This window comes from Brevibacillus sp. IT-7CA2 (assembly GCF_949767855.1).
Classification (GTDB): domain Bacteria; phylum Bacillota; class Bacilli; order Brevibacillales; family Brevibacillaceae; genus Brevibacillus.
In genome coordinates, this window is record NZ_CATKQT010000044.1 from 390,935 (window position 1) to 414,194 (window position 23,260).

The following is a 23,260-nucleotide window of genomic DNA, read 5'->3' on the forward strand; positions in this document are numbered from 1 at the left end:
TTTTGCTGCTTACGAGCGGACAGTGCGTCGTTCGATGCGTTTTTCGAACGAAGGTGCCTGTATCACACGTTGCACATAGACACTTGGTGTGTGAATATGCTCAGGGTCCAGTTCACCTGTCTCTACGATTTCTTCTACTTCAACGATGGTGATTTTTCCGGCTGCTGCCATCATCGGATTGAAGTTTTGGGCTGTTTTGCGGAAGACGAGATTGCCCATCTTGTCAGCCTTCCACGCCTTGATCAGTGCGAAATCACCCGTGATGCCATACTCAAGCAGGTACTCTTTCCCTGTGAAATCGCGCGTTTCCCGTCCTTCAGCGATAGGTGTGCCGACTCCAGCTGGGGTATAGAATGCCGGAATACCAGCTCCGCCTGCACGAATTCTCTCCGCCAGCGTCCCTTGTGGCGTCAACTCGACTTCGAGCTCACCCGACAGAAATTGACGTTCGAATTCCTTATTTTCTCCCACATAAGAGGAGACCATTTTTTTGATTTGCTTTTCGCGTAAAAGGAGACCGAGTCCCCAATCATCTACCCCACAGTTATTTGAGACGACTGTCAAGTTTTTCACAGCTTTGTCCCGCAGGGCGATAATCAGATTCTCTGGAATTCCTACCAGTCCGAAGCCGCCCACTAATAAAGTGGCACCATCGTGAATATCTGCCACGATGTCCGTGTAAGAAGTGTAAATTTTGGCCATGACGATCACTCCCACCATGAAAAAATATAGGATTTGTGTAAGCGCTAACAATAGGGTCAGTGCAGATGCCCCGTTTCCCTGCCCTTCTATCATACTAGATACGAGTTACAAACAAGTGACGAGACATTTGGATTATAAAAAATAATGTAAAATGACAGAAAAGTAGTACAACTATACCATTTTTTTCTGTAAAATATATTTTGTCAATATTCGTCGTTTCTTTGTTAGTATAGGAAGATTCAGGGAGAAATGTGGGGTTGCAGGAATGAAAAATACGAATAAATGGATAAGTCTCACGGTTGTGGTCCTGCTGCTCGTAGGGTGCGAAAAACTAAATGAGGATGTTTCAAGTCTGAAACGAACGAAAGAAGAAACAGTCATCAAGGTGAAAACGGTAAGTGCGTATACGGTGGAGAATGGCAAGGATGAGCGACTGATGGAAGTAGCAGGTGTAGTGGCACCGCGTCAGGAGCTGGCTTTATCGTTTGGGGCCTCAGGAAAAATTTCAGGCATTCTCGTTGAAAAAGGTGCCACTGTCAAGGCAGGGCAGACGTTGGCGACATTAGATGGAACGGCCTTGCAGCAAGGAATTCACGCTGCCCAAGGACAAGTAGCAAGTGCTGCGATCAAGCGGGAAAAGGCCGCCAAGGGACCGGAGAGTCATGAAGTGCAGACCAAGAAGCTACAGGTAGAAAAAGCGAGAGAACAGATGCAAAAAGCTCGCGACGAACTCACCAAAGCGGAGATTCTGTATGCGAATGGAGCCATCTCGAAAGATGAAAAAGACAAGCTGACCTCAGCACTGCGACAGGCCGAGCTGAGTCTGGAAGAAGAGCAAGTTGCGTACAACAACCTGCTGAAGGGCGCTGATCCACTAGATATCGAAGAAGCGAATGCAAGTATCCAGCAGGCGAATGTTCAATTGAGCCGCGCGAAGCAGGAAGCGGCTGATGCGGTGATCAAAGCTCCGTTTACAGGTGTGGTTGCAGCGATCTCCAAGACTGCGTCAGAGCAAGCCGGACCTGGGACAGAGGTCATTCGGATGGTCGATACGAGCTCCTGGCTTGTCAAGCTGCAGGTAGAAAGGGAGCAGATCGCTCATTGGCAGGCAGGTAAAGTGGTAAAGGTGAAAGCTCCGGATGGCAGTGAAGCAGAAGGAAAAGTGACGTTTGTCTCACCTGTTATGGATACCAGCTTGGGATCTTATCCAGTAGAGGTGACCGTAGACGGCAAGAATGTAGCGTGGAAGGGTGGCATGACTGTCACTTGTCAGTATCCGCTGTCAGCGTCAAATGTTGCGCTCGTTCCTGTTAGCAGCATCGGTGTCTCTGATGAAGAATATTACGTCATGAAAATCAATGAACATTCAGTGGAAAAGACGTTTGTCAAAGTGGGGGCATTGCAAGGAACCTTCTATGAGGTAGTGGAAGGCCTCGTGCCTGGTGACCAGATTGTTGCTGCAGGCTTGTCGTATGTAGTGGATGGTGAGGCGGTGAAGGTGGCGGATGAATAACAAGACATTTTTATCGATTATCCCCTCCTTTGCCCGCATCTTGGCGGTCATTTGCTGTCTACTTGCGGTAGGAGCTTGGTTCGGTCTGGATATCAAGACGTTTCCGGATCGGTCTGTGCCTGAATATACAATCAGTCTCTCAGCACCCAAGCTCTCCTCTGCGGAAGTAGACGAATCTGTCGCGAGAAAAGTAGAGGAATCGGTACGTTCATTGGGCAGTGTGCTTACGATTGGTTCCGAATCTCGGACGGGGTCGGCGGTTATTACTGTAAAAACATCGGAACAAATCGGTTCGGATTACAAGGAACGTCTGGAAAAGAAGCTGGGAGAAATCACGAAGCAGCTGCCAGTGCAGGAGTGGAGCGTCAGTCAAAGCAATCTGGCAGATAGCAAAATTGGCTTTTATGTCCTGTACGGCACGGACTTGCAGACCTTGTCTGACGTTGCCCAAAATACCGTTTACGACAAACTGATCAATTTGCCAGGAATTGCTCGCATCGAAATGGACAAGCAAGCCTTGAAAGAGCAGATAGATATCATTTTCCGACCGTCCATGCTACTCGCCTACGGGCTCACACCTGCTGATGTTCTGTCACAACTGCCGACAGATGTGGTTGGAGAAGAGGTAGGCTCTGTTGGAGCTGATAAGGATCGAGCGATTATTCAATGGACGAGTAAATCGGAAGGGCTGCAAGATCTGGGTAAGCACTTGATCTTCACCGATAAAGGATACGTGCCACTAAATACGTTGGCTGACATTCGTGATCGACGCGGGAGCAAAGGCGAACAAATCGGGATGTATCGAGGCTCGCCTGCATTAGGAATCAATGTGTACGCAGCAGATGTCGGGCAATTGCCTGTGATCAGCAAGCAAGTAAAAGAAGCGGTTGGCGAGTTGAATCAGGCTTCAGGCGGCAAGTACCGCCTCGATTTGTTTCGTGACGACGCGCAGACAATCACCGCTTCATTGAGACAGCTTGGGGCACTGGCTATTCTAACCGCTGTCATTTGTTCGCTCTTTTTGTACCTGACCCGAAAACAATTGTCAGGGGCTGTACTCGCGCTTTTGGCAAACGTTCTAGCGTTCGGCAGTGTTCTTGGAGGCATGTGGCTTTGGGGCATCCCATTGACGCTCTCCACACTTGGACCACTCGTGTTGTTTTCGCTATTGTTCACAGGAGCAGGCTCTGCGTTGTTTCATCAGTTTTCTCGATTGCCCTCGTACTCGGTTGTTCGTTGTTTACAAGTGGCGTGGGGGTTGATGAAGCCGTTTTTGCTCACGGTTGTCGTAGTGGCAGCCTGTTGGACAGGTGTCGTTTTCACTGATTTCCTCAAGGCAGAAGACAAGGTTGTCTTGTACGATGCTTGGCCAGTTCTTTTGCTGGGGACGTTTGCTCTTATTCTTATCTATGGATTTATCACGCCGGTACTGACAGGAACATGGCTGGAAGCTTCCGAACGAGTAGAGGAGGAAACACCACGGGCTTCCAATAAAGTGACAAGTTATTTTCAAGATCGCTGGGAACGACTGGTGGAACAAGGGTATTTGCCTTATGGAATCACACTGGTTGCCTCGCTTGTCTTTGTCTTTTTGCTCAAGTCATTTATTCTTGTAGATCCGTACGTCAAGCTTGATTATGGCGACAAGTCGCTTTCACTGCCAATGGTGCAGGGAAGCAGCATCGATGAGGCCATGCGGGCAGCACAAATAGCTGAGGAGCGCTTGCTCGCCATTGACGAAGTTCGAGATGTCTACACAATTGCCTCCGAAGAAAATCTGAGCTTTCAACTAAAGCTCGTGGACAAATACGATTGGACGCAATCAGTCTCGGAGCTGGAAAAAGTACTGGACAAAGAGCTGCGAGATATTCCTCAGACAGATCCGTTTGCGCTGGTCATTAATAAAGACAAGGCAACTCGTCTCGTCTTGACAATCATGGGGCCATCCTTGCAAACGACGCAGAACATTGCCAATGAAGTATTGGCATTCATGGAAAAACAGAGTGCGAAGGATAAAGAGGGGCAAGAACTGGTAACAGATGAACGAATCGGTCCAGGTGCAGAGGGGACCTTTATCGACATTCGTCCGAAACAAGAGATGTTGGCACGCTACCGGATTACGCAAGAAGAGATCAAGAGACAACTGGAGAGTTATTTGGGAGAAAAAACAGCTGGTAGTGTCTATTGGAATGAGCGTCAGGTACCTATCCACGTCCGATTCCCTGACGGGTGGATGGACTATCCTGATCAAGTGAAAAATATTTTGATTCGAACCTCACAAGGTACCGTGCGATTATCTGAGCTGGTAGATTGGTCGATCGGCAGCGAACCGCCTATTTATCAACGGGAAGACGGACTGTATGTCTTCAAGGTAAGCAGTGCCGTCTCAGACCCAAGTCGAATTGAGCTGTGGTCGTACATCATTCCTTATTCTATGCAAGAAAAGGTAACGATACCTGAAGGCTACACGGTATATAACGACGATGAGCTGAAGAAATTGGAGGAGAAAAAGCTCAACAAGGTTGATTGGAGCAGCCGCTTCTTGACGATTGGCAGTCTGATTGCCCTCGTACTTATCATGAGCTTGCTTTTGCAACGCAGAACGCGCGATGGATTATTTGCCCTCGTTCTCTTGCCAGTCTTGTCTGGAGGCTTTGCGCTGGGATTGCTGTGGTTGGATCGACCCATGAACGTTATGAGCTTCTACGGTATGGTTGCTGCCATTGCCGTCATCGTTTTGCAGGCACTTCTTGCGATGGATGAGCTGTACAAGGCCCAATCCGAACAGGAGCGAGTTTGGGACGGTATCAAGCTGGGGGCCAAACGCATCATGGTCAATCAAGCGGGGATATATTTGGCGATCGCGTTAGCTAGCCTTCCGCTAGCTGGGGGCTTGGGTAATGGGAATGATTCATTTGCGTCCTTTGCCAGTGTATTGTTGTTTGGCATTCTAATGGGGGCATTTGCCACCATGGCACTTCTTCCTGGTATGCAACAGGCAGCTGTGCAAAGACAGGCTGCCCATTCTGAGATGTCCTTGCCGATTCTCGCTCGTCATTTGCGGATTTGGTGGGAAAACAACCAAGTACGTCGCCGCGATTTCAAAGAAAGAAAACGGGAACAAGCCCGCTCACAAAAAACAGGACAAGCCGAAGACTCGAACCATGATTCCCGGGGGTATGTGCCTGTACAAGAGGACTTCCTGCCTCTTTCTTCTTCTACACATGACGCCAACCGCTAAATAGGTTGGCGTTTCTCTTTTTCAATCGTTCACGTAGCTGTAACCGACTAACCAGGTATGCGTCATGGTAAGATAGGAAAGAGAATCGAAAGCAGGGGGTAGCAAACACGTGCGTCGATATCGAAAAGTATGGGATTACTTGCTTTTGATTGCCATTCTGCTTGGGTTGCTCATTTCTTCTTCACAGCCATACGCCAAGCAAGACATGCGAGGGACGATAGACAAGCTCGTGGATGAACAGAGCTTACAGGACCGTATAGGCGACATATCCATTCCTTACGGAGGCAAGGATGTGAGCCTAGAAGAAAAGGGAGCGGCTGGTTTTATCGAGTTCTTGATACGGAAAGGGACACACTTTACAGTTTTTGCCCTCTTGGCTTATAGCTGGTATCGCGTATTTTCGCATCATCTCTCGTTTGGGCAAGCACTGCCCTGGAGCGCTTTCTGCAGTGTGATGACGGCTGTTTTGGATGAATGGCACCAGACGTTTACACCGGATCGAACCGGAATGGTGCAGGATGTTTTGCTCGATGCATCTGGATCTGTCACGATGTTGTTGATAATTGCTCTCAATTACCTGTATTCACGAAGAGCATATCGTTATAAAATGTAGGGAGCCTATCCATCCTATGAGGAGAGAAGGCTGCGATTGAATGATTGGAGAGTGGAGTAGATCGTGGTAGAAAAAAAGAATGTCCTTGTACTGAACTGCGGAAGTTCTTCGGTGAAGTACAAGCTGTATGAAATGCCTTCCAAAACATTGATTGCGCATGATTATTTGGAGCAAATCCAGCGTGGCCAATATGAAGATGCTATTCGGGGAGTGTTTGAATCCCTCAAACAATATTCGATAGATATCGTTTCCCATCGTGTTGTCCACGGAGGGGAAGCATTTAAGCAGTCCGTTATTATCAATGACCAAGTAAAAGACGAAATTCGTAACCTGTCCCGTTTCGCCCCGCTTCATAACCCCATTAACCTGACCGGGATTGAAGTTGCTCAAAGTCTGTTTCCTGATTTGATTCACGTAGCTGTTTTTGATACAGCGTTCCACCAAACAATGCCACCATCCTCGTATTTATACGCACTGCCTTATGAATACTACGAGCAATACGGTATTCGTAAATACGGTTTCCATGGAACATCTCACCGCTATGTAATGGGCCGTGCAGCAGAAATGATGGGTCGCCCGAAAGAGCAGCTTCGTTTGATCAGCTGCCACATCGGAAGCGGGGTAAGTATCACGGCGATCCGAAATGGTGAATCGTATGATACGTCGATGGGGATGACGCCGTTGGCTGGTTTGTCCATGGGTACGCGTAGCGGAAACATTGACCCAGGTATCATCCCGTATATTGAGGAAATTGAAAAGACCGACACGGCTGGCGCAATTAAGATTCTGAATAACAATAGCGGTCTCATGGGCGTATCGGGTGTATCCAATGATTTGCGCGACGTTATGAAAAAAGCAGAAGAGGGACATCATCGCAGTAAGCTTGCGCTGGAATTGTTTACCACGATTTTGCATAAGCATGTGGGACTGTACCTCGCGCGACTGAACGGAGTCGACGGCATTATCTTTACAGCTGGTGTTGGAGAAAACAGTTCTGCCGTGCGCGAACTGGTTTGCGCTGGTCTGGAATATGCTGGAGTCAACCTTGATCGTGAGGTAAATCGCACAAGCAAAGGCGAGGCATTTATTAGCACGAAGTACTCTCCAGTTAAAGTAATGGTAATCCCGACAAATGAAGAGCTCGTTATGGCGATGGATGCATTCGAACTAGGCCATAAATAGTTTGGAATAAGCGCCTAGAAAGAATAGGCTTTTCAGTATTGGAATTTCTCTGCTATACTAAGAGAATGAGGCTTCTGGTTTGAGGTTCTCACCATTTTTCTGAAAAAATAAAAGGAGTGCAAACTGGATGGCAGTACAAGTGGGAAGCATCATCGAAGGAAAAGTGACAGCGATTAAACCGTTTGGGATGTTCGTAGCAGTCAGCGAAACGGAGCAGGGGCTGGTCCACATTTCCCAAGTAGCAAACGGTTTTGTTAAGGATATCAATGATCACTTTACCGTGGGGGCACAAGTAAAGGTAAAAGTACTCTCCATTGATGATGCAGGTAAAATCTCGCTTTCGGTTCGCGCAGCACTCCCAGCGCCTGAGCGTCCGGAACGTGAAGAACGCCGTGGTGGTGGATATCGTGGAGGCGACCGCGGAGGGAATGCAAAACGAGAAAGCGGAGCTTCTTTCGAAGACAAGATGAAAAAATGGATGAAGCACAGCGAAGAGAACCTTGCGACAATCAACAAAAAGAACGCAAAACGCGGCTACTAAGCCTTGCGATAACGTGAAAAGGACGGGGATGATTCCCGTCCTTTTTTGCGTCTAGTGTTCCAGTGGATTTCCTTCTTTTAGCCAGTATTCAAACCCGCCGAGCATTTCTTTTACTCGAAAGCCAAGAGCGGCCAGTTTCGCGCACGCCTTCGCAGCACCGTTGCAGTTGGGACCCCAGCAGTAGACGACCATGAGCTTGGTCGGGTCCAGAGCTGCCGTCGTTTCAGCGGAAATAAGGGAATGGGGGAGATTCAGAGCCCCGGGAACGTGACCATCCCGATACGCTTTCTCGCTGCGAGCATCCAGGATGTAGAAGCCTTCCACTCGGTTTTGGATTTCATTCCATACATCAGCGACATCTGTCTCGAGAGAAAGCTTGTTGAGAAAATGAGTGCGGGCTACTTCAGATGACGCGGCGGGTGTTTGCAAAACAAGGGACATATCAAATTCCTCCTCGGTACGTGTGATGGTTATGTACAAAGCATAGCATTGAAGCATTCATCACAGTTATCTATACTATTCAATGAGGATCATTACTGATTTCTATGGGAGGAAGCGGGATGGAGCTGGTCTATTTACATACTTTTCGCGAAGTAGCCCGGTATGGGAGCTTTACACGGGCAGCAGAAGAACTGGGCTATGCTCAACCGACGGTAACGGCACAAATGCAAAAGCTGGAGCAGTCGTATGGAGCACCGCTATTTGAAAGATACGGACGCAAGCTGCGACTGACGCAAGCAGGTGAAGCCTTGCTGCCTTATGCACGGGAATTGATTCGTCTGTATGGGGAATCTAAAGAAGTGATTAAGCAACAGATGACAGGTCCGATTGCCATTGGAACGATCGATACATTGGCGGCGTTCTTTTTGCCGCCGTATTTGCAGGCTTTTTGTCAGCAATACCCTCAGGTTGATTTAGTATTGCGGACGGCTGGGGAAGCAGAAATTGTGCAACAGATCAGAGATGGTTATCTCGATTTCGGGATCATTTTCGATCGCCCTTGTACAGACCCTGAGTTGGTCACCCACGTTATTCGTGAGGAAGAATTGGTGATCGTCATACCACCCGCACATCGATTCACAACAGCAACTGCACTCACTGTCCATGATTTGGGCGGCGAGCCACTTGTATTGACAGAAGAAGGCTGTACGTATCGGGGCATGCTGTTGGAGGCCTTTGGAGAGGCTGGGATGAGTCAGCGAATCGCCTGCCAGTTCAGCAATCCGGAAGCGATCAAGCAGTGTGTACGCTGTGGCTTGGGTGTAGCTTTGCTGCCGCTCATGGCGGTCAAGAGAGAGCTCGCAGAAGGGGTGCTCACAGCCATCCCGTTTCAGTCAGATAAGCCGCCTTTTTCCATTCAGCTTGTTTATCATAAAAAGAAATGGCTATCACCTTCGATGGTGACGCTTGTAGAAACGATTACGAGATCACAGAGAGAGGAATCGTGAGCAGGATGCAGCTAGAGACTTCACCGTTTGTCGCATGTACACCCGAGAAGACAGTCCATCCGGGAGTGCGGCTCTATACCGTCAGCTACTACAGTCAAGACTTGCTGGTAAAAGCTGCCTTGGCTATACCAGAGGCCTATTTTCAGGAGGGAGCATGTTTGCCAGCTCTCCTGTATTGCCGAGGCGGGATCAAAGGAGTGGGACGGGTCAGACCCGAGCGAATTAGCCAAATGGCCGCCTTTGGCTACGTGGTCCTCGCTCCTCATTACCGTGGCAACGAAGGCGGAGAGGGCCGGGATGAATTCGGTGGGGCAGACAGGCATGATGTGTTTGCTGCATTTGAATTGCTCCGCAACCTGGAGAAGGTGGATAAGGAGCGAATCAGCGTCTACGGCTTTTCACGCGGTGGCGTTATGGCCTTGTTTGCTGCAATGGAGTGCAAAGGCGTGCTGTCTTGCGTCGTATGGAGTGGCGTCAGCGACATGTTTTTGACCTATGAGGAGCGGGTTGATCTGAGAAGGATGCTGCGCAGAATCATCGGTCACCCGCGCAAGCAGGAGGATGCCTACCGCGATCGGACGCCTTTGTATCGGATGGACGAGATTTCTTGCCCTGTGCTGATCATACATGGAACGGAAGATGAGAATGTGGGAGTGGAGCATGCTCATAAATTGGCAGATGCGCTGACGCGGGCAGGCAAACCTTATGAAAAATGGCTGGCGCAAGGGGCCAGCCATCTGTTTGTCGGAGAAGATATGGAGATGTATACGCGCAAGATGTTCGCTTGGCTGGATGCGCAAGTCTAATCTTCTTTTGGAGTAAGCGGTAGCGTGATGATGATTTCCGTTCCTTTCCCCAGCTTACTGTTCACGTGCAGCTCCCCACCGTGGTTTTCGACCATTCGTCGGGAAATCGGTAGCCCCAGTCCTGTCCCATCCTCTTTTAAGGAGAAGAACGGATCGAATATACGCACCAGATACTCTTGGGAAATGCCTTCTCCCGTGTCTTTGACATGAATATGGACAGCTTGTTCGTCCAGGCGGCTTTCAATGGAGAGAACGCCGCCGTCTTTCATGGCTTCAATGCTGTTTTTCATTAAATTTAACAGGATTTGCTTTAATTGCTCGACATCGACGTGAATGCGAATGCTCGGATCACAGCGGTCTACGATTTCAATCCCATGCAGCATGGCCTCGGCATTCATCAAGGGAAGAATCGAATGAACGACACCTGTTAGCGCAACCTCGCGATAATCGGGCTTGGACGGTTTGGAGAGCATCAACAACTCCGTCACGATGCGGTTGACCCGTTCAATTTCCTGCAAGATCAAGGGCAAGTAGTATAAATCGCGCTCTTGATTCGATAAACGCTGTTCCAATAGCTGAATAAAGCCGTAAATGACCGTTAGCGGATTGCGAATTTCATGAGCGGCTCCCGCTGCCAGCTGACCGACCATGGCCAGCTTCTCGGATTGATTCAGGTACTCTTGAATTTGCTCCTGCTCCGTAATGTCCAAGAAGGCGACCATCCACCCCGTTTCTTGATCGTGGTGATGATTGTGCAAAGGAATGTAGGAGACCAGGGCAATGAATGGCGTGTCGTCTTTTTTATACAAGGTCATTTTGCGATTGACGAACCAGGGAGTCGGCTCATTGCATCTGGGTGCTTCAAAGGAAACTTTGGATACGGGGTAACCGTGATCGTCGAGCTTGACCAAATGCTGTGCCAACTGGTTTACATGAAGACCGACTGTCGCATGGGAATGGGTAATAATCCCAACAGGCAGAGAGTTTAAGATTTGCTCCCGGATGTTTTTTTCTTCGGTTAAAATTTGCCGTTGCCTTTCATCTTGTGCGAATAGGTTGGCGATGCTGCTCGACATTTTATTGAACTCCTGCGCCAACTCAAGGAATTCATCTTGATGGGTATAGACGATTTGTTGGCCGAATGTTCCTTTCGATACTTCACGCGCTTGCTGCATCAGAGACTGGATCGGACGCAGCAGCTCATTTCGGAAGTAAAACGTACAGAATAGCCCAAACAAGATAGAGGCTACGGAAACGGAATACGTCAGAATCAACGAGACTTTGATGCTCTCATTCGAATTCTGAAACTCTTTGTTCGTCTGATACTCCAGCTGATTGAGTGAAAAGGACAGATCTCGTTCCAACCGGTCGAGCAATGGCTGTACGTCATTGGAAAGGACATAGCTGACGGCGGGAACATTCCCTGCTTGCAGCAACGGATTTATTTTGTTCAAAAAAATAAAGTCCAGTTTTGATATCGATTCAATAATGGTAAACAAGCCACTGTTCGCCTCGGTTTTGGGAAGCGAGGAAAAACGAGCGGTATCGATCAGATTTGTATAGTACTGATCCAGGTAAGACTCGTTGCGTGTCAATGTATACATGTTCAACGCATATGTCTTGGTGTAAATCTGGTTTTTGACTTCCAGTAAGGCGCTCGTTTGCGGTAAGAGGTTTTGCGTCAAATACACTTCATCAGAGGTGACCTTGGTCATTTGATAGCTGAACAGGGTCGTTACGCAACCGATGAGAAGCATCATTACGAGATAGCTGAGCATGATTTTTTTCTGAAATCCAAGATTGCTGAAAAGGGGCATGCTGATTAACCTCCATACGAGCCACGGGAAGGAATGAGATTTTTCAGTTCCCGTTCTAAATCTTCACGTACATCTGCTGGCACCATGTGTCCGAATTGACTGAGATGGTTGACTCCTTCGGCAAGTCCGTACATAACTTTTCCATTGGGGAGATCCCCTTGAATAAACTGTTCCGTGATGATGCGGTAGCACTGACGAACATCCTGCATCATGGAGGCGAGCACGTAGTCTGGAGCGATGTAGCGCTGATCGGCAATATATCCGATGGTGAATACTCCTGCGCGCTGCGCTTCTGTAATCACTTCGAGATTGAAGCTGTCGCCTGTGGTGTAGATGACATCTACACCTTGTGAAATCATGTCGCGAGTCGTGCGAATGGCCCCCTCAATGTCATTGAAATCAGGAACTTTTCCCACAACAATTGTGGTTTGGGGCGATGCCTTTTTCACGCCATCGATAAAGCCCTCTACTTGAAGTAACTCTGTGGGCTTGTCTACCATGATGTATCCGACTTTATCTGATTTCGTCATTTTAGCGGCTAGGATACCGACGAGCTTGCCGGCAGGCTTCATATCGTAACGAATCGTCGTCTGATTCGGATGCGGAGCCTCTCCGTTAAAGGAAACAAAGTGTGATTTCGGATACCGATTCGCCACGTCTGTAAAAGGTTCAGAGAAGATGAGGCCATGACCGAGTATGAGATCATAGTCGTTGGCTGCATATTTCTCAGCCACCTTCGTGATCTGCTCCGGTTTTATATTATTAGCGATTTCGAGTGAAAAGTTAAATCTTTTTTGCAGTTCTGTCATACTCTCCAGTGCACTGCTGTTCCAGCCTTGATCATAAGTGGGGCCCTCCAGCAACAGGGCGACACGCACTTTGTCAGAAGAATGGCTGCTTTTATTTATGACTTTATCGAGATGCTTCATGCTTGTAACGAACTGACTGGTAATGAGCAGAAGCAGCCCGACTACCAAACCGGTAAATAAGACGGGAAATGGCAGCAGCTTTGGCATGCGGGATTCCTCCATAGAAAAAAGCATAATCCACTTAAAAATATAAATACACGTCATGCCTATTATATCGGTTCTGTGAAGGTTGTGCATGGAAAAAAGGGATACGGACAGGCTAATCGTATGGAGAACATCCTGCACAGCGGGAACAGAAGGGAGGCGTACACGCGATGGAAAACGATATGGTGGAAATCCCCCAGATTCATATTCCAGATGAGGTAACACAGGTCGATCGACCGGAGATTGGAGAGACCACTCCACACCCGAAACCAGATAGTCCTCTGGCGTCGAACGGGACAGCTGAACCCGCCAGCGACAATGATTCGAAAGAGAGCAGCGAGCGAATCGGCTTTATTTCATAATACCGATCGGATTTCGCGCTATTCGACAAAAGAAGTCATTTTCTCTCGTGGACAAGGCTTGCGATTTCTGCAAAAGTAGGAAGTAGAATAGCAAGCGAGATGCGAGGGGATAAGACTGCATGGCCCGATTGCTGATAGTAGATGACGCAGCCTTCACGAGAAGGGTGCTGACGGATATGCTAGGCGAACAACATGAAGTTTGTGGAGAAGCGAGCAATGGTTTGGAGGCAATTGAAAAGTACAAGGAGCTCAAGCCAGACATTGTCACCATGGATATTACCATGCCGCACATGCACGGGATTGAAGCCATGCGCCACATCTTGGATTTTGACCGTGATGCCAAAATTTTGATCTGCTCGGCAGTCGGGCACCGGCAGAAGGTGCTGGAAGCGATGAAAACAGGAGCGAGTGATTTCGTCGTGAAGCCTTTTCAAAAAGAGCAGATGCTCGATGCAATCGCACGACTTTTGTAGACAGGAAAAAGCAAACAGCCGCCAAAGCCCGGGTGGGAAGGCGGCTGTTTTTTATAAGCCAAGATTTACAAGCTGATTTCTGTTCCAATGCCGTTTGCTTTTGCACGTTCATAGACCGTTTTGGCAACGGCTGTGTCCAAATAGGCAATACCTACGGATTTGTACAGCGTGATTTCTTCATCGTTTTCTCGGCCAGGCTTTTTCCCAATTAGAATGTCTCCCAGCTCAGCGTGCATTTGTTCAAAGCTCCATTCGCCGCGTTCAATCGGAATGAGCAGATCGCCGGCTTCGTGCTGGGCTCCCTCGAGTGTATCGACCACGACTTTGCTGTCTTGTACAGTAGTCAAGTCGACCTCCTGCATATGAGGAAGAAAAGCACCGATGGCATTGATATGCGTACCAGGACGCAAGCGTGTTCCATCAAACAACGGGCTGGTAGCCTTGGTGCTGCAAATCACGATTTCGGCATTCGCAACCGCTTCATTGGCGTCATCCATAACCGTGATTTCGCCTTGCCACTCGGGGTAGAGCGAGAGTAGTGTTTGTTTCATTTCGTCCGCTTTCCCACGTGTGCGGTTATAGAGAAAAATGTTTGTCAGCGGACGGACTTCCATGACGGCTTGAATCTGTCCGATGGATTGTGCCCCGCATCCCAATACAGCGCAGCTTTGCGCATTTTCTTTTGCCAAGTATTTGGTTGCAACGCCACTGCTTGCACCTGTGCGCATAATCGTCAACAGGCTCGCGTCCATCATCGCCACATGCTGTCCTGTTTTTGCTTCGGTCAACACGATCACGCTTTGGAGTGCTTTGATATCGTGCTTGTGATTCTCCGGGAAAATACTGATGATTTTTACCGCTACGTAATCGTCCGTTTCCAAATAGGACGGCATATATAGACTGGTTGCTCCGTATTTTGGATGGTCAATGGCAGTACGAACAGGGGTGGTGACGTTTCCCAGCATATGCTCACGGAAGACGTGTTCCACATCTTCCAAGCAATCTTTCATCGTATAGATTTGTTCAATGTTTTCACGGCTTAATACTAGCATCTCATTCTTCCTTTCCATCAGGATTCGTCCAAATCCAAATCCTTTGTTTCCTTCGTAGCAGAAACCGCAATGAGAGAAATAACCCCGGAAATGACAATGTACAAAGCGATTGGTACCCACGAGTTAAAGGAGCTTAACAAGGCAGTAGCGATCAGCGGAGCAGTACCGCCCGCTAAAGCAGCACCGAGCTGGTAGCCAACCGTTACCCCAGTATAGCGTACATTCGTACTGAAAATCTCGGAGAACATCGTACCCAATACAGCTGTGACCGGAGCCCAGAGAATCCCGAGTCCGATGACTGTAGCTACGGTAAGCCAAAGGGCTGATTTCAATGACAGCATATAAAAGTAAGGGAATGCAAACAGCATCATCGCTATAGTTCCCACGATATACAATGGCTTTCTGCCTACCTTATCGGACAGCATGCCCATGTACGGAATCGCGATGGTTGTCACTAATGTGGCGATCGTCACGGCATTGAGTACCGTTATTCGGTCGTAGCCCAAGTAGTTCGTCGCGTAGGCAATAATAAACGTCGAGAAAATATAGAACGGGGCCGTCTCTACCACTTTGGCTCCGACGGCAATCAGAACAGCTTTCCAGTGATAGCGAAATGTATCTACGATGGGAACTTTTGCAATGTTCCCCGTCTTTTTTGCTTCTTGAAAAGCTGGTGTTTCATCGATGCCATTGCGAATCCAGAGTCCTAAAAAGACAAGAGCTGCACTCAACAGAAACGGAATTCGCCAGCCCCAAGACATGAATTGATCATCGGGAAGCGTACTCATTAAAGAAATGGCCAACGTACCGAGCAGCATGCCGATTGTTACACCCATTTGCGGGATACTTCCAAAAAAGCCGCGTCTGCCTTTGCCGGAGTACTCTACGGCGAGAAGCAATGCACCTCCCCATTCACCGCCGATCCCCAAGCCTTGAATCAAACGCATCAGGACGAGAAGAATCGGAGCCCAGACGCCAATGGCATTGTAATCAGGCAGCAAACCGATCAAGACGGTAGCGCCTCCCATCAGCGACAACGTCAAGACCAGCGTCTTTTTACGACCGATTTTGTCCCCGATATGACTGAAGATCACGCCACCCAAAGGCCGGATGAAAAAGGGAAGACCAAATGAGAGATAAGAGAGCAGTAAGCCTACAGCTGGATCTGAAGAAGGAAAAAATAGCTTGTTGAATACGAGCGATGCCATGGTTCCATACAGGAAAAAGTCAAACCACTCAATGGAGCTGCCAATAAGGCTCGCGACCAATGCTTTGTTTTGAACCTTTTTGGAAACGCCGGCTTGTGTTTGTAATGCCATCGGGTAATCCTCCTTTGTCGGTATACATTGAAGTGTCACTTCAATTTACGAGTGAAGTAGCACTTCAATTTTTAAAAATAAAGCGATTACAAATCTGATAATAACAAAGATTATAAAATGTAATATAATTTGTAGCAATAGTAAAAGTTGATACTTATGCTAACTTTACAACTTTTTTCGAGAAAGAGTATGATAGACCTATCCTTTTTACGGCGAGGTATGCAAATGGAACCTACCATTGGTGTATTAATCAAATCGCTTCGTGTCGGCAAAAAGAAGACACTCAAACAAATTGCAGAAAAAACACAGCTGTCGATCAGCTTTTTGTCCCAAGTAGAGCGTGGGAAGTCATCCATCACGCTGGAGTCATTGAAAAAAATTTCGGAAGCCTTGGGAGTGAGCCCAGGCTATTTCTTTTCGGGTGAGTCGAGTGGAGGGAATGGGCAGGTACGCAGGGCGAGCAAAGAGCGATCTGGGCTTTTGCATGCGCCTTTTGTGTATGAGGACCTGTCCGGTGATTTGACGAATCCGTCGCTGGTACCCATTCTCGTCACGCTTTCACCGCATGGAGAAAAAGGCACGCCTTTTGTGCATAAGGGGCAAGAGTTTATTTACGTCCTCGAGGGTGTGTTGACTCTTTTGCTGGGGGAAGAGGAGCATGATTTGTTCCCTGGTGACAGCATTCATATGGATTCATCCGTACCGCACAACTGGGTGAACCGTACAGGCGAGGTCATCAGATTCCTTTGTGTCAATTCGCATGACAGCGACATGATTCCGACCGCTTCTTATTAATTGAGACAGAGCGTTTAGCGAAGTCATGTTTTCTACTATAATAGAGGAACGCGTAGAAAAGAGCGGTAAAGAGGTGAAAGTGTGCCCGTAGAGCCTAACTATTTTCAACAGTATCAGCATGCTGATATCGACGAATTAGCTGATGTCATTGGAGAACTTTTGCAAAATCCGATTACGGTTGAAGATGCCGATCATAAACTGATTGCTTACAGCTCACACGGAGAAAGCACAGATGAAGCGCGCTGGTCTACCATCATGGGGCGACGGGTACCGGAAAAAGTGCTGACGCGCCTTTGGAAGGACGGCGTATTCCAGGAGCTGTTAACGCAAGACGACCCCGTACACATCCCGGCCAAGGACGAAATCGGCTTGGGGAAGCGTGTGGCGATTGCCATTCGCAGAGGGAGCGACGTGCTCGGTTACATTTGGGCACAAGAGGTGAATCGACCGATTACCCGAGAAGATGATGAAATTCTTCGTCAGGCAGCACGCGTAGCCGTTTCACGTCTCATCCAACGGCAGGGAAAACGCAAGGCGGAGGAGCAGCGACGCAAGGAATTTCTGTGGGAGCTGTTACTGGGGAATCACAGCAGTGAGGCTGTCATTCGCCAAAAAGCGGACACCTTGCAGATGCAGCTTCCAACCTCTTATCTAATTTGTATTATTGAAGCGGCAGGAGCGCGTCTGGACCAGTACTTGTATCCGTTGTTAATGCGTGACAAGCTGCTCTGGGTTGTCGATGGCTCGCAAATCATATTATTGATCGGTCTGTCCGATGCAAAAAAAGACAAGAGTGACGTACTCATTCGCAAGGTGGAACAGTTCCTTTCCGACTCGCTCGGCAAGCTCGAAGCACATGTCACGGAAGGACGCCAGGTGATTGCCGGGTACGGAAGAGATTACAAGTCGTATACAGATATTGTGAAAAGCTACAGGGAAGCGCTGCATGCGCTCAAGATCAAAAAGCTGTTTCCGCAGGAAAATGAGGGGATTCACGGGTACCACGAGCTTGGGATTTATCGATACCTACTACAACTGAAGCAGTGGGAAGAGGAGCAGGGCTACCAGAATGAACGACTGGAAAAGCTCAGACAGTACGATCGCGACAACCAGACCACGCTCTTGACGACATTGGAGACTTTTTTGGATGCCGCTGGCAAGGTCAACAAGACAGCAGAGCGCCTGCATATCCACATTAATACGTTGAGCTACCGACTGAGACGAATTGAGGAGATCATGCGTGTCGATCTCGACAATATGAACCAGCGGGCTGCCTTATATTTAGAGTTGAAAATAGCCAAATTAGATGGGGAACAGTAGTTTGTTTGTGAATTTTCACAAATGAAAAGACGCTAAAATTAAAGGAATCTCCAAGGAGTATGCCCGAGGATACGCTGTACAATAATAGTAACCGCAAAGAAATTGGCGTTTCCAAGGAGGACATACTTATCATGATCGTTGGAATTCCAAAAGAAATTAAAAATAATGAGAACCGCGTAGCCATTACCCCAGCAGGTGTAGCTGCTCTGGTACAAAACGGACATTCCGTTCGTGTAGAAACAAGTGCAGGGCAAGGCAGTGGTTTTACGAATGAAGATTACAAGGCAGTAGGCGCTGAGATCGTAGAAACAGCAGCAGAGGCTTGGGCGTCTGACATGGTAATGAAAGTAAAAGAACCACTCCCTGCTGAATACGGATATTTCCGCGAGGGTCTGATTCTGTTCACGTATTTGCATCTCGCACCAGAGCCTGAATTGACTCGTGAATTGATCGATAAAAAAGTGATAGCAATCGCTTACGAAACCATCCAGCTCGACAATGGCGCTCTGCCTCTGTTGATGCCGATGTCTGAAGTGGCAGGCCGCATGTCCGTTCAAATCGGCGCGCAATTCTTGGAAAAGCAATACGGTGGAAAAGGTGTTCTGCTCGGTGGCGTACCAGGCGTACCAAAAGGCGAGGTAGTCGTAATAGGCGGCGGAATCGTAGGGACAAACGCAGCGAAAATGGCGCTTGGACTGGGTGCAAACGTAACGATCATCGATGTAAACGCAGACCGTCTGCGCCAACTGGATGACCTGTTCCAAGGCCGCGTTCAAACGCTGATGTCCAATTCCTTCAACATCGCAAACGCTGTGAAAAAAGCAGATTTGCTGGTAGGAGCTGTACTCATTCCAGGTGCTCGTGCTCCACGTCTGGTAACAGAAGACATGGTAAAAGAGATGGCACCTGGTTCTGTGATCGTAGACGTTGCGATTGACCAAGGCGGATCGATCGAAACCGTTGACCGCATCACAACTCATGACAAGCCAACCTATGAGAAGCACGGTGTGATTCACTACGCTGTAGCCAACATGCCTGGTGCAGTCGCTCGTACATCTACATTGGCCCTGACCAACGTAACCGTTCCTTACGCGGTACAATTGGCGAACAAAGGCTACGCACAAGCAATTCGCGACAACAAAGCATTGGCAAAAGGCGTAAACGTCATCGACGGCAAAGTCGCTTACAAGGCTGTAGCTGATGCGCATAACTTGCCATATGCTTCTATCGAAGAAGTTTTGCTGGTGAAAAACTAGCTTCAACGGTAAATAGCAAAGAAGAAACTGCTTGCCCGAGCTTACGGCAAGCAGTTTTTTTAATCATTCATTCGGCCCAAGCGGGTCAGGGTATTTGACCGAATCCATCTTCATTTTTCCGGAATCACTTAAGTACATATTCACCTGGATTTGGGTCAGGGAATCAGGTGTGAGCTTATTGCGCTTGCGTATTTCGTATTTTCGCCAAGCCTGATAGTCTTTTTTAAACAAACTTTCCTCCAAGCTATACAGATCAACCCCTGCTTTGACTCCTTTTAGAAACGTCCCGCGAATTTGCTCGGCTACCTGTTCTTCGGAGTTTTTCCGTACGAAAGCAGGCGTAACTGTACTCATCATTTCACGAACGAACCCCTTTAGTCGAACATTGACCTGATAACGAGGATGGTCCCCGGTGGTTATCGGAGTGATGTCCAATTTGACGTGCTCGATGCGCATTGTTGCTTTGGGAATGTTGTTTTGTCTCACAATGAGGCCAGCAAATTTCGTGTCACTATTCATCCATCGAATCCCCATTAAATCACGATTGGGGAAGTAACGCTGCCAATTTCCACGATGTATGGCATGTATGCCATCGATGGAGAGACGAGAAATATAACGGTTATTTTCTTTCCACGAACGCTCGTACAGCGTGATGTTTGGCAATAACACGGTGTTTGACGGCTCCCAAAAGTTCGAGATAAACCGAAAAAATTGGATCGGCTCGATAAACGAACGCTGCTCGTAAACATCCTTTGGCTGATGCAAGAGAGAGTCCAATGGAGAAAATCCGACCAAAGAATGAGAGCTTAATACTTTGTCAATCGGCTCCCGCGTTCCGAATACCCATTTGGTGTAACGAATCAAACCGTATCGATTCATAATATCATGGGAGGTAGTAACGCCCTTTTGCAAGAGACGCTCATGAAATACGAGGGAGGATACAAAGCCTAGAAACACGGGTACCTGTGCGTTTTTTTGCAGGTTATCAAAGGCAGACTGAAGCGTTTTCCCTTTTCCGATCGAAATGGTCGCAGGTGGTGCTTGAAGGGTGGTTGATGACTCCTGCTTGGCGACGGTAGACAGATCGGTGGATTGGGCGTATAAAACATACTCATTGTTGACGTAATCAATGCCAATTGCAGATAAGTAGCGAAGGTCCTGAATCGATTTCTGGTCCCAGCAGCCGCTAAGAAGAGTCGTTGCCAACAGCAGCATAGCAGAAGCAATCCGCATGTACTTCATTTATGATCGCCACCCTTAGCCGATCTCGTCCGAAAGAAGCTGGTCATGGACTTGAACAAGACAATGAACAGTGTGGACAAGGAGTTGGATGAACCCATCAAAATATACGATCTGCCAAAGGAGGTCAAGGTAGACAAGTAGTATACGATGGCAATCATCCCGAGGATAAAGCCATACATGCCGATGGTTGCGGAAAGGAAGAAAACAGCGAAACGAGCCACGGTAACGGCTCCGCTTAATGCCTGGTTGACCAGTGTGAAGGAGGCAACGACTGTAAGGGAGCCGATAAAAAGCATCGAGGGCGATGTCAGTCCTGCACGAATGGAAGCATCCCCGATAATCAGTGCTCCGACTAATGCCAGTGTCTGCCCGACGTTTTTGGGCAAGCGGGCGCCTGCCTCACGCAGAAATTCAAAGATAAACAAGATGATAAATAGCTCCATTGGCGCGGAAAATGGCAGCCCTTTTCGGCCTTGTGTAACGGTAGCGAGCAATTGAAAAGGATATTGCTCAACATTATAGGCGGACAGTGCAATCCAGAAGCCAGGCAGAAAGATCGCGATCCAAAATCCCCCAAGGCGCAGCATGCGTTCCAACCATACATAGGTAACAGGGTACTGATCGTCTTCAGGAGATTTGATTAGTTGGAGTAAGGTTACAGGCGCCACGAGTGCCAAGGGTGAGCCGTCTACCAATACGACGACCTTACCTTGTAGCAGCATGTAAATGGCATAGTCAGGACGACCCGTATAATCAACTAATGGAAACAACGAATGAGTGTTATCACTAAGCAATCTTTCCAGGATCGCGCTATTCAAGATTTTTTTTGATTTACAATTGAGGAGCCTCTCACGCATCATCTCCACGAGATCCGAAGATACCCCATCTGTGATATACATCATCGCAACCCTTGTACGCGAGCGCGTTCCGAGAATAAAAGGCTCGTAGGCCAAGGTAATCGTTCGCATACGCTTGCGAATGAGAGCCACGTTCGTGGAGAGATCCTCGACGAAGCCGTCGCGGGGACCTTTGATCGATATTTCTGTATTGGCTTCCTCAGGGTTACGCTCCGGTCGATTGGAGATATCCCAGGCGAATGGCGGGGAGTTTCCAATGAAAATCAGTAAATCTCCTGCAAACAGTCGCTCAATCCACAACTCTGGGTTCGTGAAGAGCGGGAAAAGAGGCAGAGAACGCAAATCACCAATAGCCAGGAATCGCTCCAATTGCGGCAATGCCGTATCTTGTAGTTGACGAACGTCTGCAAGTCCTTCGCAATAAAGCATCAATACAGGCTGGTCCTCGGATGTGACCGTGCGCAAAAAAACGACGTCCGCACAATGCGCGAGTTTTTCCCGCAGTTCCTCTTCAAGGGTCATAAGGGGCCCCCTCCTGTCTGGATGGTTTGCGCAGGGATATCAGGATGAGCGCGAGTGAGACAACAACCATGATGACGAAGTAAAGTGGGTAGTATACACGCGATAAGAAGGCTACGAATTGCATGTCGCTGTAAGGGAGGCTGGTGAAGGCGATCATGCTTCCGCCGAAAAACAGCATCATGAATTTGCGTTGCTTTCGGGTTCGTATCGTGATCAAATCTCCTAAAAGAATCAGGCAAAGCGTTATTCGAATAAAAGCACCAGAAAGCCACTGAAAAATCGAGAAAAACTCCATGTTCTCGATGTCCTTTCCGATCGTGAGTAGCCGCCATTGTTCAAATGCAGGAAAACGTTGACGAGAGGACTCCACAGGTCCAAATTCTGCAATTGCCCCTGTCAGTGGGCTGAGTGTCAACAGCAGCGTGATACCGAGCATGACAAAAAAGTGTACGAGTCGAAACGGCTTTCGTACGTGATGCTGGAGCAACAGGAGCAGAAACAGCTCGGTGAAACCGCCGCCAACGTAAAGCATCCCATGTAGCAGCGGACGAAAACCGTTCTGGAAAAGCGGGAGCAAAAGACTATAATCCTTTTTGGGAATATTGCCAAAAGCAACGAAAAATCCGAGCAACACGACTATGGGGAGCAAGACGCCTGCTGTGATTCCAACGGAGGTCATACCTCCAATAGAAGCGAGTACACATAGCCCTATCAAGGCTAAAGCGGTCACCCACTCGGGTGTTCGAGGCAAGTAGTTTACGGTTGTCCAAGTTTGCGTATCGATCAGATTCGTTAGCGCCATTAGATACAGGCAAATCATGATTGGAACGAGCAAGAGATTGCTGACGATTTTTCCTGACCGTTGTGAAATCCATTCATACAAAGACTGTTGATCCAAACTTCGATTAATCACAAACAGCAGATACGCCCAGAAGGAAAAGGGGATACCAGCAAGCAACACGCTCAACCAAGCATCTCTTCCGGCTTTACTCAATAAGAGGGGGATGACGGTTACGTGGTTCGTAATGCCGATCGTCAGCATCATCACCATAATGGCTTGACCAATCCCGATTTTTCCGTCCACTTTCATGAAAGACTTATCCCCCTGTGCGTGGTGGTGCTGTTAGGATTTGCCTGCTTGCTTGGAAATATGTATCAGGTATAAAGGTTACATCCGTCCGAAAAA

At 48.2% G+C, this 23,260-nt stretch carries 21 protein-coding genes; 12 read left to right on the forward strand and 9 right to left on the reverse strand.

Going from position 1 to position 23,260, the window contains the following annotated elements; translation table 11 throughout:
• Positions 1–9: 9 nt before the first annotated feature.
• Positions 10–702, reverse strand: coding sequence for a CoA transferase subunit A (locus ACM6JA_RS21520; RefSeq protein ID WP_414853969.1), 693 nt, complete (start codon positions 700–702; stop codon positions 10–12).
• Between the two features lie 265 nt (positions 703–967).
• On the opposite strand from ACM6JA_RS21520, the gene ACM6JA_RS21525 reads away from it, so the two are divergent.
• From ACM6JA_RS21525 to ACM6JA_RS21545, 5 genes are all read left to right on the forward strand, one after another.
• On the forward strand, positions 968–2,215 hold the full coding sequence (locus tag ACM6JA_RS21525) for an efflux RND transporter periplasmic adaptor subunit (RefSeq protein ID WP_414853970.1): 1,248 nt from the start codon (positions 968–970) through the stop codon (positions 2,213–2,215).
• Positions 2,208–5,456: an efflux RND transporter permease subunit gene (locus ACM6JA_RS21530; protein WP_414853971.1), complete on the forward strand. Its 3,249-nt coding sequence runs from the start codon at positions 2,208–2,210 to the stop codon at positions 5,454–5,456. Before ACM6JA_RS21525 ends, ACM6JA_RS21530 begins: the two co-directional genes overlap by 8 nt.
• A gap of 109 nt (positions 5,457–5,565) precedes the next feature.
• On the forward strand, positions 5,566–6,069 hold the full coding sequence (locus tag ACM6JA_RS21535) for a VanZ family protein (protein ID WP_414853972.1): 504 nt from the start codon (positions 5,566–5,568) through the stop codon (positions 6,067–6,069).
• A 63-nt stretch (positions 6,070–6,132) separates the two neighbouring features.
• Positions 6,133–7,251 carry an acetate/propionate family kinase gene (locus tag ACM6JA_RS21540; RefSeq protein WP_414853973.1) on the forward strand — a complete coding sequence of 373 codons (1,119 nt, stop codon included), beginning with the start codon at positions 6,133–6,135 and terminating at the stop codon, positions 7,249–7,251.
• 127 nt (positions 7,252–7,378) lie between these two features.
• Positions 7,379–7,792, forward strand: coding sequence for a S1 RNA-binding domain-containing protein (locus tag ACM6JA_RS21545; protein ID WP_007718541.1), 414 nt, complete (start codon positions 7,379–7,381; stop codon positions 7,790–7,792).
• A gap of 51 nt (positions 7,793–7,843) precedes the next feature.
• On the opposite strand, the gene ACM6JA_RS21550 is transcribed toward ACM6JA_RS21545, so the two are convergent.
• Positions 7,844–8,233: a rhodanese-like domain-containing protein gene (locus tag ACM6JA_RS21550; protein WP_414853974.1), complete on the reverse strand. Its 390-nt coding sequence runs from the start codon at positions 8,231–8,233 to the stop codon at positions 7,844–7,846.
• Between the two features lie 119 nt (positions 8,234–8,352).
• Between ACM6JA_RS21550 and ACM6JA_RS21555 the strand changes: the two genes are divergently transcribed.
• On the forward strand, positions 8,353–9,240 hold the full coding sequence (locus ACM6JA_RS21555; RefSeq protein WP_414853975.1) for a LysR family transcriptional regulator: 888 nt from the start codon (positions 8,353–8,355) through the stop codon (positions 9,238–9,240).
• Positions 9,241–9,245: 5 nt separating this feature from the next.
• Complete coding sequence (locus tag ACM6JA_RS21560) at positions 9,246–10,046, forward strand: alpha/beta hydrolase family protein (protein ID WP_414854167.1); 801 nt, start codon at positions 9,246–9,248, stop codon at positions 10,044–10,046.
• Here ACM6JA_RS21560 and ACM6JA_RS21565 read toward each other — a convergent pair.
• Together ACM6JA_RS21565 and ACM6JA_RS21570 are read right to left on the reverse strand one after the other, a co-directional pair.
• Positions 10,043–11,863, reverse strand: coding sequence for an ATP-binding protein (locus ACM6JA_RS21565; protein ID WP_414853976.1), 1,821 nt, complete (start codon positions 11,861–11,863; stop codon positions 10,043–10,045). The genes ACM6JA_RS21560 and ACM6JA_RS21565 overlap by 4 nt on opposite strands.
• A 5-nt stretch (positions 11,864–11,868) precedes the next feature.
• On the reverse strand, positions 11,869–12,879 hold the full coding sequence (locus ACM6JA_RS21570) for a BMP family ABC transporter substrate-binding protein (RefSeq protein ID WP_007718536.1): 1,011 nt from the start codon (positions 12,877–12,879) through the stop codon (positions 11,869–11,871).
• A gap of 167 nt (positions 12,880–13,046) precedes the next feature.
• Here ACM6JA_RS21570 and ACM6JA_RS21575 point away from each other — a divergent pair, with 167 nt between their 5' ends.
• Both ACM6JA_RS21575 and ACM6JA_RS21580 read left to right on the forward strand, forming a co-directional pair.
• On the forward strand, positions 13,047–13,238 hold the full coding sequence (locus ACM6JA_RS21575) for a hypothetical protein (protein WP_414853977.1): 192 nt from the start codon (positions 13,047–13,049) through the stop codon (positions 13,236–13,238).
• A 119-nt stretch (positions 13,239–13,357) separates the two neighbouring features.
• Positions 13,358–13,711 (forward strand): response regulator, encoded by a 354-nt coding sequence (locus ACM6JA_RS21580; RefSeq protein ID WP_414853978.1) that lies wholly within the window; start codon positions 13,358–13,360, stop codon positions 13,709–13,711.
• A 65-nt stretch (positions 13,712–13,776) separates the two neighbouring features.
• On the opposite strand, the gene ACM6JA_RS21585 is transcribed toward ACM6JA_RS21580, so the two are convergent.
• Both ACM6JA_RS21585 and ACM6JA_RS21590 read right to left on the reverse strand, forming a co-directional pair.
• Positions 13,777–14,763: an ornithine cyclodeaminase family protein gene (locus ACM6JA_RS21585; RefSeq protein ID WP_414854168.1), complete on the reverse strand. Its 987-nt coding sequence runs from the start codon at positions 14,761–14,763 to the stop codon at positions 13,777–13,779.
• A 17-nt stretch (positions 14,764–14,780) separates the two neighbouring features.
• Complete coding sequence (locus ACM6JA_RS21590) at positions 14,781–16,082, reverse strand: MFS transporter (RefSeq protein ID WP_414853979.1); 1,302 nt, start codon at positions 16,080–16,082, stop codon at positions 14,781–14,783.
• A 225-nt stretch (positions 16,083–16,307) separates the two neighbouring features.
• Here ACM6JA_RS21590 and ACM6JA_RS21595 point away from each other — a divergent pair, with 225 nt between their 5' ends.
• The 3 genes from ACM6JA_RS21595 to ald all read left to right on the forward strand — a co-directional run bounded on the left by ACM6JA_RS21595 (position 16,308) and on the right by ald (position 19,453).
• Positions 16,308–16,877: a helix-turn-helix domain-containing protein gene (locus ACM6JA_RS21595; protein WP_414854169.1), complete on the forward strand. Its 570-nt coding sequence runs from the start codon at positions 16,308–16,310 to the stop codon at positions 16,875–16,877.
• A gap of 81 nt (positions 16,878–16,958) precedes the next feature.
• Positions 16,959–18,197 (forward strand): PucR family transcriptional regulator, encoded by a 1,239-nt coding sequence (locus tag ACM6JA_RS21600; protein ID WP_173616655.1) that lies wholly within the window; start codon positions 16,959–16,961, stop codon positions 18,195–18,197.
• Between the two features lie 131 nt (positions 18,198–18,328).
• Entirely contained in the window at positions 18,329–19,453 is a 1,125-nt protein-coding gene (ald, locus tag ACM6JA_RS21605) for an alanine dehydrogenase (protein WP_414853980.1), read from the forward strand.
• A 63-nt stretch (positions 19,454–19,516) separates the two neighbouring features.
• Here the strand turns inward: ald and ACM6JA_RS21610 are convergent, their stop codons facing one another.
• Genes ACM6JA_RS21610 through ACM6JA_RS21620 form a run of 3 tightly spaced genes read right to left on the reverse strand, consistent with a single transcriptional unit; the run spans position 19,517 to position 23,164 of the window.
• Positions 19,517–20,695, reverse strand: coding sequence for a Ger(x)C family spore germination protein (locus tag ACM6JA_RS21610; protein ID WP_414853981.1), 1,179 nt, complete (start codon positions 20,693–20,695; stop codon positions 19,517–19,519).
• Positions 20,692–22,074 (reverse strand): spore germination protein, encoded by a 1,383-nt coding sequence (locus tag ACM6JA_RS21615; protein ID WP_414853982.1) that lies wholly within the window; start codon positions 22,072–22,074, stop codon positions 20,692–20,694. Before ACM6JA_RS21615 ends, ACM6JA_RS21610 begins: the two co-directional genes overlap by 4 nt.
• Positions 22,064–23,164 carry a GerAB/ArcD/ProY family transporter gene (locus ACM6JA_RS21620; RefSeq protein WP_414853983.1) on the reverse strand — a complete coding sequence of 367 codons (1,101 nt, stop codon included), beginning with the start codon at positions 23,162–23,164 and terminating at the stop codon, positions 22,064–22,066. Before ACM6JA_RS21620 ends, ACM6JA_RS21615 begins: the two co-directional genes overlap by 11 nt.
• Positions 23,165–23,260 lie beyond the last annotated feature (96 nt).